Consider the following 16,889-nt stretch of genomic DNA (forward strand, 5'->3'; position numbering starts at 1 on the left):
ACTAGGGTCGATGAGGGGCGCACCACCGCATCATGTACAAGCGCGCGTCGGCGATCAGCCCCCATGCTTGGCCCAGACGTAGCAAAGCCCTCACGCGCGTCACACGTGAGGGCTTTGCTGTGTTTCCACGGCTGCGCGGGGCCGCGTCGGTTCGCGTCAGGCGGCGATTTTCTCGGGCGTTACCGCCTCGTCCTCGACCGAGCTGAGCATCAGATGTTCGAAGGCGCCCAGCGAGGCCTTCGCGCCTTCCCCGACGGCGATCACAATCTGCTTGAACGGCACGGTCGTGACATCGCCCGCGGCGAACACGCCGGGCGCCGACGTCGCGCCCTTGGCATCGACTTCGATTTCGCCGTGACGCGTGAGCGACACGCTCCCCTTGAGCCACTCGGTGTTCGGCACGAGACCGATCTGCACGAACACGCCTTCGAGCGCAATCGTGGACGTCTCGCCCGAGGCGCGGTCGCGATAGACGAGACCGTCCACCTTCTGCGCGTCGCCACGGATCTCGGTCGTCTGTGCGTTCGTCAGCACGCGCACATTCGACAGACTGCGCAGCTTGCGCTGAAGCACGTCGTCCGCGCGCAGTTGCGTGCCGTATTCGATCAGCGTGACTTCCTTGACGATGCCGGCCAGATCGATGGCCGCTTCCACGCCCGAGTTGCCACCCCCGACCACCGCCACGCGCTTGCCCTTGAAGAGGGGGCCGTCGCAGTGCGGGCAATAGGCCACACCGCGGTTGCGATATTCGCGCTCGCCCGGCACGCCGATTTCACGCCAGCGCGCACCGGTGGCCAGCACGACCGACCGCGCCCTGAGCACCGCGCCGCTGGCCAGATGCACTTCGTGAATCTTTCCGGGAATCAAGGCTTGCGCGCGCTGCGTGTCGATCACGTCGACGTCATACGTCTTCACGTGCTGCTCGAGTGCTGTGGCGAACTTCGGTCCTTCGGTGTGCGTCACCGAGACGAAATTCTCGATGGCCATCGTGTCGAGTACCTGGCCGCCGAAACGCTCGGCGACCACGCCCGTCACAATTCCCTTGCGGGCGGCGTAGATCGCGGCGGCAGCGCCTGCGGGGCCGCCCCCCACGATCAGCATGTCGTAGACCGGCTTGTTCTCGAGCGCCTTCGCGGCGCGCACGCTTGCACCGGTGTCAAGTTTCGCGAGCAATTCCTTGACGCTGGTGCGGCCCTGCGTGAACGATTCGCCGTTGAGGAATACGGTGGGGACCGCCATCACCCGACGCGCCTCGACTTCGCCCTGGAACAACGCGCCGTCGATGGTGACCTGCTGGATGCGCGGATTGATCAACGCCATGACGTTCAACGCCTGCACGACTTCCGGACAGTTCTGGCACGACAGCGAGATGTAGGTCTCGAAGCGGAAATCGCCGTCGAGCGCACGAATCTGGGCGATGGTGTCGTCGTCGAGCTTGACCGGGTGACCGCCCACTTGCAGCAAGGCGAGCACCAGCGACGTGAACTCGTGCCCCATGGGCAGCCCGGCGAAGCGGATGCGCGGGGCTTCCCCCGGCGTACCGATGGCGAACGACGGACGACGCTCGCCGGCGCTGTCGTCGCCCTCGGCGTGCGCCACGACGGCGATCTGCGACGAGAGCGGAGCGATCTCGTCGACCAGCGCCTTCATTTCTGCGGACTTCGGACTATCGTCGAGCCACACGGCGATCTCGATCGGACGCGTGACTTTCTGAAGATACGTTTGCAACTGGGCTTTGAGGTTCGCGTCCAGCATGGCGTTTCTCCGTCTCGATGGGGAGTGATGGGGTGAGCGAGGCCCACCGCGCGGGCCACAGGCAGGCGCAGGTCGGCGTCGGGGTTCGGGGTCAGGGGCCAGCGCGCCAGACTCAGGCGGCTGGCGCGCCGGCGATCGTGCGTAGCGCAGGGTGGGGCCCGGTAGCGCCCCGTAGCGCTCGGATCTTGCTTAGATCTTGCCGATCAGGTCGAGCGACGGGCTCAGCGTTTGCGCGCCCGGCGTCCACTTGGCGGGGCAGACCTCGCCCGGATGGGCGGCGATGTACTGCGCGGCCTGGACCTTGCGCAGCAATTCCTTGGCGTCGCGGCCGATGCCGTTGTCGTGAATTTCGCACAGCTTGATCTCGCCTTCCGGGTTGATCACGAACGTGCCGCGCAGTGCCAGACCTTCTTCCTCGATCAGCACGTCGAAGTTGCGCGAGATCGCCAACGTCGGGTCGGCAAGCATCGGGTACTGGATCTTCTGGATCGTGTCCGACGTGTCGTGCCAGGCCTTGTGGGTGAAGTGGGTATCCGTCGATACGCTGTAGATCTCGACGCCCAGTTTCTTGAACTCGTCGTAGTGATCGGCCAGGTCGCCCAGCTCGGTCGGGCATACGAAGGTGAAGTCGGCCGGGTAGAACACGACCACCGACCACTTACCCTTCAGGGTCTCGTCGGTCACGGTGATGAAATCGCCATTTTGGTAGGCGTTGGCTTTGAACGGCTTGATCTGGCTGTTGATGATCGGCATGTCGTTGTCTCTCTGACGGGGTGGAAAGTGTTGACAGTATGCCGAATGCTATCGAGTAATTAAAATTGATTATTAAAATCTATGTAATTGGCTCAGGCTATCGGCGCCGATAGCCTTTGCGCGCGCTTCCGACATGGCCCGCCATGTCGTCCCTGCCGCGTCAGACCGGCCATTGTCCGACGCTCGGTGGCTCAGCGCTGCGGATAACGCACCGCGCGAACCTTGCCGCTGCCACCGCCGCCGCAGAAGAACAGATCGGCACCGTTATGCTCCAGGCCGCTCACGCCAATGCCCTGCGGCATCTCCACGCGCATGAGCACTTCACCGCTGGCGGGGTCGACCTGACGCAGTTCGCTCTCGTCGTTCTCCCACGTGCCGTGCCACAGTTCATCGTTCACCCAGGTCACGCCGGTCACGAACCGATCGGACGCGATGCTGCGCAACACCTGCCCGGTGGCAGGATCGATCTGGAGAATGCGGCGATCGCGGTATTGCCCGACCCAGAGGCTGCCCTCGGCCCACGTCAGTCCCGAGTTGCTGCCGCTGTCGGGCGCGGGAATCGACGAGACGACCTTGCCGGTCGACGGATCGATCTTGTCGATACGCGATTCGGCGATCTGATAGAGGTACGTGCCGTCGAAGGCCGTGCCGGCGTCGCTCGGGGCGGCGATCGTGCGACGAACTTCGCCCGTGGCGGGATCGAAGGCGATCAGGGTATCGCCCGTTGCGGCCCATACCTGTCGGCCGTCGAACGTGACGCCATGGATTCGCTCGTTGCCCGCGAACGGACCGTACTCACAGGCGATATCGGCCGCCATCACGGCGGCTTGGGGACGCGGACGTTCCGCTCGTTGCAGTTTGCTTGTCATGTCAGGCTCCGGTTGTGACGCCGTCGTCGGCGTGCAAGTCCACTCTAGCCAAACGACCATCCAACAGGGAGTAACAATGTCGTCGTGAATTCGGCGAGGGGCGGCGATGTCCATCGACGAGCCCTTGCGCGGCCGAGCGCGCGCACGCGGCCCTCGTGCTCCAGCGCGGATAAGGCGCGCTGCACGGTGCGTTGACTCGCACCGAGTGCAAGGGCCAGGGCGGAAGTCGACCACGCCGCACCGTCCGACAGCAGAGCGACAAGCGACGCGCGATTGCCGTCGATGGGCGGCAGCAGCACCGACACTGCGCGCCCACCTTGCGTGCGCAGCACGAACCCGCGCGGCGTCGCGTCGATGTCGGCGAGTCCCTTGAGCAACGCGCGCAGACGGCCAATCTCCACACGCAGGCGAGCGCGGTGGGTGTCGTCGGGGCGCCGCAGTCGAAACACTTCCGCGATGAGCGTATCGCGGTCGACGTCGCCGGGCCAGGCGCGCGCGAGTTGCAGCGCCAGCGTGAAGAGCGCCGGACGCCGTGCCAGCGGTCGCCAGCTGCTGCCGGCGCTATTGCCGGCGCTGATGCCGCGCCGACAGGCATCGACAACAAGCGAATCCGAATGCAGCAGTCGTGCCACTTCGTCGAGGTTCAAGGCGCGCTCACCATCGGACTGCGCAAGGCGTGCCGCCGGTCGCGCCAGGGCGGCGTGCACGGCCTCGACTTCGGCGATCAGCGCGGGAATGTTGGCCGCGGACGCGGCCGTTTGGGCATGCGCGAGCATGGCATGCGCTTGCGGAATGCGCAGTGTGCGCAGTGCCAACTCGGCGCAGATCAGCGCATGCCCGGCGACGAGGCGCGCCGGGACGGCGTCTGACGGGGTGTCCTGCAGGGCTTGCGCAGCGGCGTCGAGCTTGCCGAGCAGCACGAGGCGGCGGGCAAGCACCAGATGCGCAAGCATGGCATTGGGGATGTCCGCATGCGCAAGCAGCACAGCGGCGGCGGCGTGGAGCGATCGCGTCGACCCGCCAAGGTCACGCATGGCGAGCGCGACTTCGGCGTCGGCGACTACACATCGAGCGCGTGCCAGGGCCTCATGCGGGCCGAAGCTTCGCGCCGCCCGCTTGAACAGCTCTCGCGCGCGGGCAAACTCGCCCAGCTGTGCCATCGCGATGCCGCGCAGCGCGAGTGCTGGCGCATCGTCGCGCAACGCGATCCGACGCAACGCACCCAGCGAATCGCCGGCAGCGAGCGCGCGCGCGGAAGCAGCAATGAGGGAGTCCATCGCGCGATATTACCGGGGATCACGCATGGCGCGCCGGAATGCAACGCAACCCAGAACACCATCACCGTCGGTCTGCGTGACGGTTTCTAAACGGGAACACCGCGCCCTGCCATGGGGCGCGGCAAGCATGCCGTGCGGACGATTCAATGTGACTGAGAGGCCGGGTCGCCGCGACAATCGCTCCCGGAACAGGACGATGCCGCTTTGCGCACGTGCGCTCCCGGCCCGGACGACGTGCCCTGACGTCCGAAACCGATCTGCTGAAAAACGCCGCCACCCAGTTCAAAACCGGAGGCGTAGTGATAGGCGGCCACTGTGGAGCCCAGCGCCACCGATAGCAACAACAACGTTCCCGTACGCCAGCGGCGTCGGACCGTGGAAGCCATGTCTCCTCCCTGTCAGAGGTCGGCCCGCTCGAACGGTGCTTGTCACCGACTATCGGCAACGAGCGTTCCGTCATCTCGGCGGGGATCGAGTTCCCGTCACTACTGAGTCTCGTTTTTTCGCGATTCTGCACGCACTGGACCCCATTTGTCATCCCGGCTATCCCTAAGCCCGCCAAATGTATCGCGATATGATATATTTTTTCGTTTTTGGACTATGCGGCGCTTCTCGCCCGCCCGACTCATGCCTGCGCCTGCCTCGCCCAATCCAACGGTCACCACCGATGCGCTGACCAAGAGCGATTTCGAAGCCCTATCGGAATTCCGCTATCGGCTGCGCCGTTTTCTCAATTTCAGCGAGTCCGCCGCGCGCGACGAAGGCATCACGCCGCAGCAATACCTGTTGCTGTTGCACGTCAAAGGTATACCGGGGCGCGACTGGGCGTCCATCAGTGAATTGGCCGAGCGCCTGCAAGCCGTGCATCACAGCGTGGTGGCGCTCGTTGCGCGCTGCGAGAAAGCCGGGCTCGTCACGCGCCGCCAAAACGAAAGCGACCGGCGAGTGGTGGAAGTGCACCTCTCAGCGGCGGGCGACGCGTGTCTCATGAATCTCGCCGCCCAGCACCGCAACGAGTTGAGCACCTTTGCGGACATCTTCCACATTCGTGGCGTTCATTTGTAATCACGGCATTGTCATGGCTTCCGTTCCCCATACTCCATCGCCTCACTCCACCATGGCCGCGCCCGCCCACGCACGGGACTTTTCGCGTGCGCCGGGCCTGCCTCGACTCATTGCGCTGGCCGCCGTCATCGGCTTTTGCGGTGTGCCTGCCGCGTGGTTGCTGCTGCACCTCATCCAGGGCTTCACCAACCTCTTCTTCTATCAGACGCTCTCGTTCGCGCCACGCTCGCCCGCCAATAACACGCTCGGCGCAGCGGTCATCGCCCTACCGGTCATCGGCGGGCTGATCGTCGGCGCGATGGCCCGCTTCGGCAGCGACAAGATTCGCGGTCACGGCATTCCCGAAGCCATCGAGGCGATTCTGTTCGGCAAGAGCAAGATGTCGCCGCGCGTCGCCATCCTCAAACCGTTGTCCTCGGGCATTGTGATCGGCAGTGGCGGGCCATTCGGCGCGGAAGGCCCGATCATCATGACGGGCGGCGCCGTCGGCTCGCTCATCGCCCAATACTTCCACCTGAGCGCCGCCGAGCGCAAGACACTGCTCGTGGCCGGCGCCACCGCCGGCATGACGGCCGTATTCGGCACGCCGGTCGCCGCCGTGCTGCTCGCCGTGGAACTGCTGCTTTTCGAATGGCGTCCGCGCAGCCTGCTGCCGGTGATCGCGGCATGCGCGGTCGCCGGTTTCGCACGGCCGCTGATGCTCGACGCAGGTCCGCTCTTTCCGATGGCGGAATCCGTCGTCGCACCCATCGCCCTGCTGTCGTGCGTGATCGCCGGCGTATGTGCGGGGGTTCTGTCCGCCGGCATGTCGCGCGCCCTCTACGCCATCGAAGACGGCTTTCACAAGCTTCCCGTGCATTGGATGTGGTGGCCGGCCATCGGCGGTGTCGCCATCGGCATTGGCGGCTATCTCCAGCCGCGTGCGCTTGGCGTGGGCTATGACGTCATCGCAGACCTGCTCGCCGGACACTTCACGCTGCATGCCGCGCTGGCGCTGCTGGTGGTCAAGGCGATCATCTGGGCGATTGCCCTGGGATCGTGCACCTCGGGCGGGGTGCTCGCACCGCTGCTCATGATCGGTGCCGGGCTCGGCACGCTCCTCGCACCGGTACTGCCGGGTGGTGACGTCTCGTTGTGGGCACTGGTGTGCATGGCGGCAACGCTCGCGGGCGTGCTCGGCGCGCCGCTGACGGCCATCGTCTTCGCCCTTGGTCTGACGCACAACGTGAACGCGTTGCTACCGTTACTGCTCACTTGCGGCATCTCTTACGGCATCACGATCTGGATCATGCCGCGCTCGATCATGACGGAGAAGATTGCGCGACGTGGCCGTCACATCCATCGCGAGTATGGCGTCGATCCGCTGGAGCGCCTGCACGTTGGCGAATTGATGACCCGAGAGCCGGTATCGCTGGCCGCCGGCATGCTCATCGACGAAGCGGCGCAGCAAGCCTTCGGCGCGGGCCAGCGTCATCGCGCCTACCCCGTGGTCGATGCCGATCACAGCGTGCTCGGCATGGTCGACCGGCAAGCACTCACGCGCGCGCAGACACAAGGGCTGCAAACGCTGGGCCAACTGTATGGCGCGAATCCGCCGCTCGTCGCGCTGGCGTCGGAGACGGGGCGTATCGTGTCGGCACGTTTCGCCGCGCATCACCTGGAACGACTGCCGGTCGTGAGCGATGCCGCTTCACGCAAGCTCGTCGGCATCATCAGCCGCAGCGATCTGGTCAAACCGGCTGAGCACTGGCGCTCGGAAGAAGAAGTGCGCGAGCGCATGCTTCATCTCGGACGCCGACGTAGCTGATTCTCGATACGACGACGCGCCGTCAACCAGGGTTGACGGCGCGTCAGAGCGAGAAGCGACGAGACGACCGTTATTGGTCAGTGCATCGGCGCCGAGTTGCGCGCGTCGCGCGACGCAGACGTCGAATTGCCGTGGGCCCGTTCCCAGGCATTCTTCGCTAGCAACGCCAGCATGGCGATCACAGCCGGCATGGCCAGCAGCGAGAACGTCGACGCGAACCCCATGTGACGGCGCATCAGTTCCGCGCCCAGCAACGCCCCCGCAATCCCGCCGAAGCGCCCCACACCGAGCATCCACGCCACGCCCGTGGCGCGGCCGTGCGTCGGATAGAACATTGCAGCCAACGACGGCATCGACGACTGCGCACCGTTCATCGCCGTGCCTGCCAGGAAAATCAGCACGACCAGCGCGCCGATGTTGCCCATCGCCTGCCCCACCGCATACACCAGCACGGCCGTGAGCGCGTAGCCTACGGCGACCACTTTCTGCGCGTTGAACTTGTCCATGCACCAGCCCGACAGAATCGTGCCGATGCCGCCGCCCAGCGGGAACAGGGCCGTGATCAGCGCAGCCCGTTCGATGGTGAACCCGGCATCCTTGAACAGCAGCGGCATCCAGCTCGTGAGCAGATAGAAGATGACGAGTCCCATGAAGTAGGTCACCCACAGCATCAGCGAACCGAAGCCATATTGCTTCGAGAGCACGACACCGATGGCGGAACCGGCCCGCTTCGGGGCCGCTTCATTGACCGTAAAGGTGCCGACGTCATCGAGCGACTCGCCCGAAATCCGCGACAGGATGCGGCGCACCCGCTCGATCGGCTTTTGACGCACCACGAGAAACTTGACCGACTCCGGCAGGCAAAGCATCAGCAGCACCGACAGCACCAGCGGCAGCACGCCGCCGAGCACCAGCACGCTATGCCAGCCAAAGTGCGGAATCACCCACGAGGCAACGAATCCCCCCACCGACGCACCCAGCGGAAATCCGCAGAACATGGTGTTGACGATCACCGCGCGACGCGCTTCCGGCGCGTACTCGGAAATCAGCGTCACGGCATTCGGCATGGCCGCGCCGAGCCCCAGCCCTGTCAGAAAGCGCAGCGCCGTGAGCGTTTCGAGATCCTGAGCGAAAGCCGTCGCGAGACTTGCGATGCCGAAGAAGACGACCGAGAGCACCAACAGCGTCTTGCGCCCGAGCTTGTCGGCGAGCGGCCCGGCGAAGATCGCCCCGCCCGCCAGACCGAAGAGCGCCGCAGAGAGCACCGGACCCAGCGAACCTCTGTCGATGTGCCACTGCTGCACCAGCGAAGGCGCAATGTAACCGATGGCCGCCGTATCGAAGCCGTCGATGGCGACGACGAAGAAGCACAGGATCAACGCCACCCACTGATAGCCGGAAAACCGGTGTGCGTTGATATAGGTGGGCACATCCACCGTTCTCGTCTGATGCATGAAACTGTCTCCTCGGGGCGTGGCCGCCCCGGTTGTCGTCCCGTCATTATTCTGGATTTCGCCGCCACCGATGCGCGTCCGGTGCCATGGCGTGGCGCGCTTGTCGGTCGCCTTGATTCGACGGATTTGCGGCGTCGATTTTGTGCCGCTACTGTAAGGCCTTCCAGTGGCCGTCAAAATGATCTTTCGTCAGATCATCCATAACGGCCGGTTATACGCGCGAGCAGGCGAGCACTGGCGCCCGCGCGCCGATGCCCCGCCCTGCGCCTCAGGCAAGCGGCAGCCCCACATAGTTCTCCGCGAGCATGAGCGATGCCGCGCGCGAACTGACAACGTACTCCAGTTCCGAGCGCTGCATCTGTTGCTCGAACGGCGTGGCGTCGTCGAGGCGGTGCATCATGCGCGTCATCCAGTACGAGAAGTGCTCCGCGCGCCAGATCCGCTTGAGCGCCGCCTCCGAATATCCGTGCAAACCGGCTTCATTATCGCGATGGAAGAAATCGTCGAGCGCGCGCGCCAGACGCCACACGTCGGCCACGGCCAGATTCATGCCCTTGGCGCCCGTCGGCGGCACGATATGCGCCGAGTCGCCCGCCAGGAACAAGCGACCGTACTGCATCGGCGTGGCGACGAAGCTTCGCATCGCGATCACGCTCTTCTGGAAGATCGGCCCCTCCTTGAGGCGCCAGCCGTCGTCGCTTTCCGTGCGCATGTGCAGCTCTTGCCAGATACGCTCGTCGCTCCACGTCTCGGCGCGCTCGCTCGGATCGCATTGGAAGTACATGCGCTGCACCGTCGGGGAGCGCGTGCTGATCAACGCGAAGCCGCGCTCGTGTGCCGCGTAGATCAGTTCGTCGGACGACGGCGGCGCCTCCACCAGCACACCGAACCAGCCGAACGGATACACGCGCTGATATTCCTTGCGCACCGAGGCGGGCATGGCCGGGCGGCACACCCCGTGGAAGCCGTCGCAGCCCGCGATAAAGTCGCACGTCAGCCGTCGCACCTGGCCGTCCACCGTGAATTGCACGCTCGGTTTCGTGCTATCGATGTCATGCACCGAGACGTCCGACACGTCGAACAGGATGTCGCCCTGCACCGCTTCGCGCGCTGCGATCAGATCCTTGATGACTTCGTGCTGCGCATAGACCGTAATGGCGCGGCCGGTCAGTTCGGTCAGCGCAATGCGATGACGCTGGCCGCCGAATGCCAGCTCGATACCGTGATGCAGCGCACCTTCGCGACGCATGCGCTCGCCCACGCCCGTCTCGTTGAGAATATCCATCGTGCCCTGCTCCAGCACACCGGCGCGAATGGTCGATTCCACGGCAGCGCGCGTGCGCGATTCGAGCACGACCGATTCGATGCCTTGCAGATGCAGCAGATGGGAAAGCAGCAGTCCGGCCGGACCGGCACCGACGATGACGACGGGGTAATGGGTTCGCATGCGTTGTCTCCTGTAGTGGCATTGCCCGTGCCTGGCACACCCGTGCCGGGGTATCTCGCGACGGAGCGACGGCCTGCATGCGGCTTGCATTTCTCTGCTGCCTTGCGCTTGCTGCACCGAATTGGGACTACGCGTAAACGAGCATCCCTGAACCGATGGACACGCCTTGTCACGAGGGGCGAATGCGTCATATCTTATGGACCGCATGCGTCGAGTTGAATGGATGAATCGACGCCTTTCTTGTACTTTTTCGACAACTTCGACCAAGGGAAAACCAGTATGTCAGGCGCGTCACCCCGGCTGCGCGCGGCGCGCGAGGCGATTCCGGAATTCTCGCTGTATGGTGAATTGACGGGCACCGACAGCGCCGATTTCGTCCATATCGAGTGGATTGAGACGCGCAGCCGCCTCTACGACTGGCATATCGACACGCACCGGCATCTGGGACTGTTCCAGGTGCTGGCGATCTTCGAAGGGGCGGTGGAGGCGAACGTCGACGACGCCACGTGGGAGGTGCAAGGCCCGGCCGTCATCACGGTGCATCCGTCGGCCGTCCATAACTTCCGCTTCTCGCGCGGCGCGCACGGCTTCGTGTTGACGATGGCGCAGAGCGTGCCGTTCGATGCCGCGCTCGGCGCCGATGCCGACATGGCGTCGCTGCTGCGCAAGCCGTGGCTATTCCCGCTGGGCGATGCACCGCAAACGCGCGACCGTCTCCATACGTTGCTCGGTCTCATCATGGACGAGTTTTCGCGCCCGCAACTCGGGCATGCGGAAATGGTGGGATGGCTCACGCGCAGCGTGCTGTTGCTGCTCGCGCGCCTGCATGCGCATCACGATTCGGCGACACGGGCCGGACGCACCGAGCTGGATTTGTTCGCGCGCTTTCGCGCCCTTGTCGAGACGCATTACACCGAGGCATGGGCTGTGCCGGCCTACGCCGAACGACTGCATGTCACCGAGAGCAAGCTCAATCGGTTGTGCCGTCGCATCGCGGGAAAATCGGCCTTCGATCTGGTGCAGGACCGATTGATGCTCGAAGCGCGCCGCAAGCTGATCTATATTCCCGCGCCGGTCTCGCACGTGGCTTACGAACTCGGCTTCCAGGACCCGGCGTATTTCTGCCGCGTCTTCAAACGGCATGTCGGCGTCACACCGTCGGCGTTCCGCCGCAACGCGCAACATGCCCACTTGGGCGACGCATCATAACCTCATGCCCCGGGGGCTGGTCTTCCCTGTTGAAGGCCCGCCCCCCCGGCGACGCACCGATTCTCAGATTCCCCGATGCGTCGGCGCTCAGTGCTTACGCATTGGCCGGCGTCGGCACGCGCAGGAAGCTCAAGAGCGCCTCAGTCACGGCCGGGGCACACTCGATATTGGAGATATGCGCGCCCGGCACGACGATCTGCTGCGCGCCAGGAATCCGTTCGAGCATCGCGCTCGACATCGCGGGCGGCGTCGCGAGGTCCCCCGCGCCGGTCACGATCAATGTCGGCGCGGTGATCGACGCGATCTCGTCGAGCTGATTCATGTCGCGCACGGCGGCGCAGGCGGCCGCGTAGCCCTGCGGCGACAGCGAGCGGAACATCGCCTTCATCCGCTCGATCAGCGCCGGTTCCTGCTCCGCGAATGCGGACGTAAACCAGCGCGACACCACGGCGTCGGCGACGGCAGCCATACCATCGGCCAACACCGTGCGAATGCGCGCATTCCAGCCGTCCTCGCCGCCGATGTGCGCCGACGAGCAAACGATAGCGAGACGCTCGATACGCTGTGGTGCATGAATTCCCAGCCACATGCCCGTCATGCCGCCCATCGACACCCCCGCCACGCTCGCACGCTCGATATGCAGCGCGTCGAGCAGCCCGATCACGTCACGACCCAATTGGTCGATGACGTAAGGGCCCGGCGTGACGGACGAGCCGCCATGTCCGCGCGCGTCGTAACGGATCACCCGGAATTCACGGGCGAGCGCCGGCACCTGCGGCGCCCACATCTCGAGCGTCGTGCCCAGCGAATTGGACAGCACCAACGCCGGTGCGCGGTCGTCGCCGTCGATCGCCACGCGCAGCGTAGCGTCGCCCACCTCGATAAGACGTTCCGTCGTCATTCGTTTCGGCTCCTCAGCGTTGTGCGGCGTCGCGCGCACGGGTTGTCGAACCGGGCTCGGCGGCTTCCATCTCCGCGAAGACTGTCTCGGCGTCGTGGATCGCCTGATTGGCGGCAGGCAGGCCGCAATACAGCGCCGCGTGCATGAACAGCTCCTTCATTTCCTCGCGCGTCACACCGTTGTTGAACGCGGCGCGCACGTGCATGCGGAACTCGTCGCCGCGATTCAGGGCGATGAGCAGCGAGAGCGTCACCATGCTGCGCATATGGCGCGTGAGACCCGGACGCGTCCAGACATCGCCCCAGGCAAAGCGTGTGATGAAGTTCTGGAAGTCGTCGTTGAATTCGTTGCGGCGTGTGAGGGTGCGGTCCACGTGCGCGTCACCGAGGACGGCGCGGCGCACCTGCATGCCGTTGTCGTAGCGTTCCTGATCGTTCATGTTGATTTCCTGCCGGGTTGGGATGGCGCCACGGCGGCGTCGGCAAGCGCGAGAACTCGGCCCACAAACGTCTCGGCAGCACCCAGATAATGTTGCGGGTCCGTCAGTCGCTCGAGCGTTGCAATGCCGAGGCTGCGGGTGATGTCATCGTCTTCGCGCAGGATGTCGAGCAAAGGACGGTGCTGCGCGAGCGCACTGCGGCAATGTGCTTCGACACGCCGATGGGCTTCGAGACGCCCCATCGTTTCGCCCAACGCCATCGTCACGGCCTCGGCCATGATGAGGCCGTGCGTGATGTCGAGGTTTGCCCGCATGCGCGCCGTGTCGACCGTCCAGTCTTGCACGAGCGTGCGCGCGGTGGCCAGCGCACCACCGCACAGCATGAGCAGTTCGGGCAGCGTTTCCCACTCGGCATGCCACGTGCCCAAACCGCGTTCGTGATCCTGCTGCATCGCAACGAACAACGTGGCGGCCAGTTGCGGCGTGCGGGTGGCCGCCGCGAGCATTGCCGCACAGCCAACCGGATTGCGCTTGTGCGGCATGGTCGACGAACCACCACGCCCGGGACCGGAGGCTTCGGCAATTTCGCCGACTTCGGTTTGCGTCAGCATCGCCGTGTCGCGCGCGAACTTGCCCAGCGAGCCCGTCAGCGACGCCGCCCAACTTCCCACCCGCACGATGCGATCGCGCTGGCCGTGCCACGGCGTGACCGCCTCCGACAGCCCCAGGTGGCGGGCGAGCGCTGCGGCGACCACGGGTCCCTGCGTGCCGAGCGACGCCAGCGTGCCGGCAGCCCCGCCGAACTGCGCGCACAGCACCTGCCCACGCACGTTCGCGAGATCGGCGCGCGCGCGCAACAAACTGTCGAGCGTGCCCGCGAGCTTCAGGCCGAACGTGATCGGCAAAGCGTGTTGCAGCCACGTGCGGCCGATCATGACGGTCGCACGATGCTGCCGAACTTGCACCGCGAGTTCGGCAATGAGGCCGTCGAGGTCGGCGCCAAGGTCGTCGAGCGCGCCACGCACCTGCAGGATGAGACCGGTGTCGATGGCATCCTGACTGGTCGCGCCCCAATGCACGAAGCGCGCGGCATCGGCATCAAGCGCTTTTACACGCGCTGTCAGTTGCTTGACCAAGGGAATCGCGAGGTTGCCCGCGCCGGCCGCGGCGTCTCGCAGGGCGGGCCAGTCGAGATTGCCGGCCCGCGCGGCGGCGGCGATCGGGGCGACAGCGGCGGCCGGGATCAGGCCGGCCTCAGCCTCGGCGGCAGCCAGCGCCGCTTCGAAGTCCAGCATGCCCTGCAGCGTGGCGTCGCGCGAGAAACGCGCTGTCACGGCAGCGCCGCGCAGCAAAGAGTCAAGCAGTTCCGTCATCGGAGCGTCGAGAGTGATTAGGGTTGGGTCAGGCCGGATCGCCCTGTTCCGTTGCAAAAAGGAGGAGACGGCCGCGGGCTGTCGGCACTTTCATGCCGACAGCCCGAAGCCGCGCCAGTGTCAGCCTTGCATGACCAGCGTCAAAGGTCGAGGAAAACCGTCTCCTCGCCGCCCTGCATGCGGATGTCGAACCGGTACGACACACGCCCGCCGCTCACCTCGCGGCGTGCGATCAGCGTGTGGCGACGCTCGGCCGGCACCTGTTGCAGCACGGGGTCGAGCGCATTGGCCGCGGCCTCGTCGTCGAAATAGATACGCGTAAACAGATGATTGAGCAAGCCCCGCATCGTCAGAATCACATCGATGCGCGGTGCCTCGCCGGGCGCGGCCGCGCCCGGCTTGATCGTGTCGAAGACAAAACAGTGCTCGGCGTGGGTGCCGGTGCCGCAGCGGCCCGTGCCGGCAAAGCCGGTGCGCTCGATGTCCTCGGCGCTCTGCACGTAGCGCCCAGCGGCATCGGCCTGCACGACCTCGATCAACGCGTCGTTGATCGGTTGACCGGCGCCGTCGAGCACCTGTCCGACCACGCGAATGGCCTCACCTTCGGCACGATCGAGCGCCACCACGGGGGTGAAGGCGCTCTTGAAGTCGTAACGGTACTGCTCCGGCGACAGGCCATAAGCGAAGTACGGGCCGACGGTCTGCGACGGCGTTTGCTGATAATCGGACATGACTCAGGACTCCATCGGCGTTTGGTCGGCACCGCGCAGGACGATGTCGAATTCGTAACCCAGTGCGTACTCGGGCTCGGTGATATCCATCGAGAAGCGCGCAATCAGACGGTCGCGGGCATGCGCCGGGGTGGCCTGAAAAATCGGATCGTAGCCGAGCAGCGGATCGCCCGGGAAGTACATCTGCGTGACCAGCCGGGTCGCGAAATACTCACCGAACACCGAGAAGTGCAGATGCTGCGGACGCCACGCGTTGTGGTGGTTCTTCCACGGGTAAGCGCCTGGCTTGATGGTCAGGAATTTGTAACGGCCCTGCGCGTCGGTCAGCGCGCGGCCGGCACCGAGAAAGTTCGGGTCCAGCGGGGCGTCGTGCTGGTCGACCTTGTGCACGTAGCGGCCGCATGCATTGGCCTGCCACAGCTCGACAAGCGTGTTCGGCACCGGACGACCGCCTTCGTCGAGCACGCGGCCCGTGACGATCATGCGCTCGCCAAGCGGCTCGCCGTTGCGCACCGCATTGCGCGTCAGGTCGCTATCGAGCGCCCCGACGATACCGTGACCGTAGACCGGCGAACGCAGGTTCGCGAGGTTCTGCTTGACGGGCACGAGCAGTTGCTTGGGGCCGCGCAGCGCCGTGGACTTATACCCGCTGTCGATCAGCTTGGGATGCGAATCCCAATCGCGGGGGCGCAGGACGGTCGTCGAATTCGACATGGTCTCACTCCATTTTGTGTTGACGAATCTGGCTTGCCGCCAGCTGGTTTTCGACACTATATCCATAATCAATGGATATATTTATTGACATTTTCTTAGGTTTTTCATAACTTTTCGGCATGGAAAGACATCGACTCGACGGGCGCATCAAGCTGCGCCATCTGCAATGCCTGCTGGCGGTTGCCCAACACGGCAGCCTGCAGCGTGCCGCGGAAGCCCTGTCCATTACGCAACCGGCCGTCAGCAAGACGATTGCCGAACTCGAAGGCCTGCTGGGCGTGCGTCTGTTCGAGCGCGGGCGCAATGGCGCGCGCCCCACCGCACAGGCCGAACTGTTTCTGCGGCATGCGGGTGCAAGCGTGAGCGCACTGCGTCAGGGCATCGACGTGCTCGCTCGCGCCAACGGCCAGACGGGCGGCGTGATCGAGATCGCCGTTTTGCCCACCCTGGCGGCCGCCATGATGCCCAGTGTCCTCGAAACGTTCCGGCGCGAATGGCCGGGCATCGTCGTGCAAGTCCACACCGGCGCCAATCAACAGTTGCTCACGCAGTTGAAGTCCGGACAGGTCACGCTGGCGCTCGGCCGGATGTCGGACCCCGAGGGCATGGCGGGCCTCACCTTCGAGCACCTGTGCGCAACCCCGCTGAGCGTGGTGGTGCGTGCGTCGCATCCGCTCGTTCAGCAGCGTAGCGTGTCGATGGCCGACATTGCGCGCTATCACGTGGTGCTGCCGCCGAACGGCACGATCCTGCGGCATACCGCCGATGGCTTCTTGCGCGCGCATGGCGTGGGCATGCTCGACGACTATTCCGAGCTGCTCTCGATGTCGCTCGCGCGCGCGATGACCTTGCGCGACGATGTCATCTGGATCGCCTCCGAAATCACCGTGCAGGACGACCTTGCCGATGGCGTGCTGTGTGCTTTGCCGTTCGCGACGAAGGGGACCGAGGAGTCCATCGGCATTCTGTGGCGCAACGACACCGTCCCGACGCCGCCGGAACAAACGCTCATCAGCGCCATGCGCGAAGCGGCACGCGTACGCTACGGCACACCGGGCGTACGCTGACCACAGCACGGCGTGACCGTTCACGCCC

16 protein-coding genes are annotated in these 16,889 nt (G+C 65.2%); 4 read left to right on the forward strand and 12 right to left on the reverse strand.

The features are described from left to right. Window positions 1-156: 156 nt before the first annotated feature. From ahpF to PCE31106_RS10600, 5 genes are all read right to left on the reverse strand, one after another. Window positions 157-1,755 (reverse strand): alkyl hydroperoxide reductase subunit F, encoded by a 1,599-nt coding sequence (ahpF, locus tag PCE31106_RS10580; RefSeq protein WP_150563232.1) that lies wholly within the window; start codon window positions 1,753-1,755, stop codon window positions 157-159. A 189-nt stretch (window positions 1,756-1,944) separates the two neighbouring features. Further along, complete coding sequence (gene ahpC, locus PCE31106_RS10585; protein ID WP_017235263.1) at window positions 1,945-2,508, reverse strand: alkyl hydroperoxide reductase subunit C; 564 nt, start codon at window positions 2,506-2,508, stop codon at window positions 1,945-1,947. A 191-nt stretch (window positions 2,509-2,699) separates the two neighbouring features. Further along, a complete protein-coding gene (locus tag PCE31106_RS10590; RefSeq protein WP_150563233.1) occupies window positions 2,700-3,377 on the reverse strand; it encodes a Vgb family protein in 678 nt (225 codons plus the stop codon). A gap of 44 nt (window positions 3,378-3,421) precedes the next feature. Continuing rightward, complete coding sequence (locus tag PCE31106_RS10595) at window positions 3,422-4,654, reverse strand: helix-turn-helix domain-containing protein (protein ID WP_150563234.1); 1,233 nt, start codon at window positions 4,652-4,654, stop codon at window positions 3,422-3,424. Between the two features lie 143 nt (window positions 4,655-4,797). Continuing rightward, window positions 4,798-5,040 carry a hypothetical protein gene (locus tag PCE31106_RS10600; protein ID WP_150563235.1) on the reverse strand — a complete coding sequence of 81 codons (243 nt, stop codon included), beginning with the start codon at window positions 5,038-5,040 and terminating at the stop codon, window positions 4,798-4,800. A 241-nt stretch (window positions 5,041-5,281) separates the two neighbouring features. Between PCE31106_RS10600 and PCE31106_RS10605 the strand changes: the two genes are divergently transcribed. Continuing rightward, on the forward strand, window positions 5,282-5,719 hold the full coding sequence (locus tag PCE31106_RS10605) for a MarR family winged helix-turn-helix transcriptional regulator (RefSeq protein WP_051060326.1): 438 nt from the start codon (window positions 5,282-5,284) through the stop codon (window positions 5,717-5,719). Between the two features lie 52 nt (window positions 5,720-5,771). Then, window positions 5,772-7,526, forward strand: coding sequence for a chloride channel protein (locus PCE31106_RS10610; protein WP_150563274.1), 1,755 nt, complete (start codon window positions 5,772-5,774; stop codon window positions 7,524-7,526). Window positions 7,527-7,603: 77 nt separating this feature from the next. Here PCE31106_RS10610 and PCE31106_RS10615 read toward each other — a convergent pair whose 3' ends face one another. Then, window positions 7,604-8,980, reverse strand: a complete 1,377-nt coding sequence (locus tag PCE31106_RS10615) for an MFS transporter (protein ID WP_017235258.1) — start codon at window positions 8,978-8,980, stop codon at window positions 7,604-7,606. Window positions 8,981-9,248: 268 nt separating this feature from the next. Beyond that, window positions 9,249-10,427, reverse strand: coding sequence for a 4-hydroxybenzoate 3-monooxygenase (pobA, locus tag PCE31106_RS10620; RefSeq protein ID WP_150563236.1), 1,179 nt, complete (start codon window positions 10,425-10,427; stop codon window positions 9,249-9,251). 279 nt (window positions 10,428-10,706) lie between these two features. Between pobA and PCE31106_RS10625 the strand changes: the two genes are divergently transcribed. Then, window positions 10,707-11,636, forward strand: a complete 930-nt coding sequence (locus PCE31106_RS10625) for a helix-turn-helix domain-containing protein (protein WP_051060325.1) — start codon at window positions 10,707-10,709, stop codon at window positions 11,634-11,636. A 94-nt stretch (window positions 11,637-11,730) separates the two neighbouring features. On the opposite strand, the gene pcaD is transcribed toward PCE31106_RS10625, so the two are convergent. From pcaD to pcaH, 5 genes are all read right to left on the reverse strand, one after another. Beyond that, window positions 11,731-12,537: a 3-oxoadipate enol-lactonase gene (gene pcaD / locus PCE31106_RS10630; RefSeq protein ID WP_150563237.1), complete on the reverse strand. Its 807-nt coding sequence runs from the start codon at window positions 12,535-12,537 to the stop codon at window positions 11,731-11,733. 13 nt (window positions 12,538-12,550) lie between these two features. Continuing rightward, window positions 12,551-12,976: a 4-carboxymuconolactone decarboxylase gene (gene pcaC, locus PCE31106_RS10635; RefSeq protein WP_150552457.1), complete on the reverse strand. Its 426-nt coding sequence runs from the start codon at window positions 12,974-12,976 to the stop codon at window positions 12,551-12,553. Continuing rightward, a complete protein-coding gene (locus PCE31106_RS10640; protein ID WP_150563238.1) occupies window positions 12,973-14,349 on the reverse strand; it encodes a 3-carboxy-cis,cis-muconate cycloisomerase in 1,377 nt (458 codons plus the stop codon). The genes pcaC and PCE31106_RS10640 overlap by 4 nt, the downstream gene beginning before the upstream one ends. A gap of 140 nt (window positions 14,350-14,489) precedes the next feature. Beyond that, window positions 14,490-15,080 (reverse strand): protocatechuate 3,4-dioxygenase subunit alpha, encoded by a 591-nt coding sequence (gene pcaG / locus PCE31106_RS10645; protein WP_150563239.1) that lies wholly within the window; start codon window positions 15,078-15,080, stop codon window positions 14,490-14,492. Window positions 15,081-15,083: 3 nt separating this feature from the next. After that, window positions 15,084-15,794, reverse strand: coding sequence for a protocatechuate 3,4-dioxygenase subunit beta (gene pcaH, locus PCE31106_RS10650; RefSeq protein WP_017233227.1), 711 nt, complete (start codon window positions 15,792-15,794; stop codon window positions 15,084-15,086). A 119-nt stretch (window positions 15,795-15,913) separates the two neighbouring features. On the opposite strand from pcaH, the gene pcaQ reads away from it, so the two are divergent. Next, on the forward strand, window positions 15,914-16,861 hold the full coding sequence (pcaQ, locus tag PCE31106_RS10655) for a pca operon transcription factor PcaQ (RefSeq protein ID WP_017233226.1): 948 nt from the start codon (window positions 15,914-15,916) through the stop codon (window positions 16,859-16,861). The last annotated feature ends 28 nt before the right edge of the window (window positions 16,862-16,889 follow it).

This window comes from Pandoraea cepalis (assembly GCF_902459665.1).
GTDB classification, from domain to species: Bacteria; Pseudomonadota; Gammaproteobacteria; order Burkholderiales; family Burkholderiaceae; genus Pandoraea; species Pandoraea cepalis.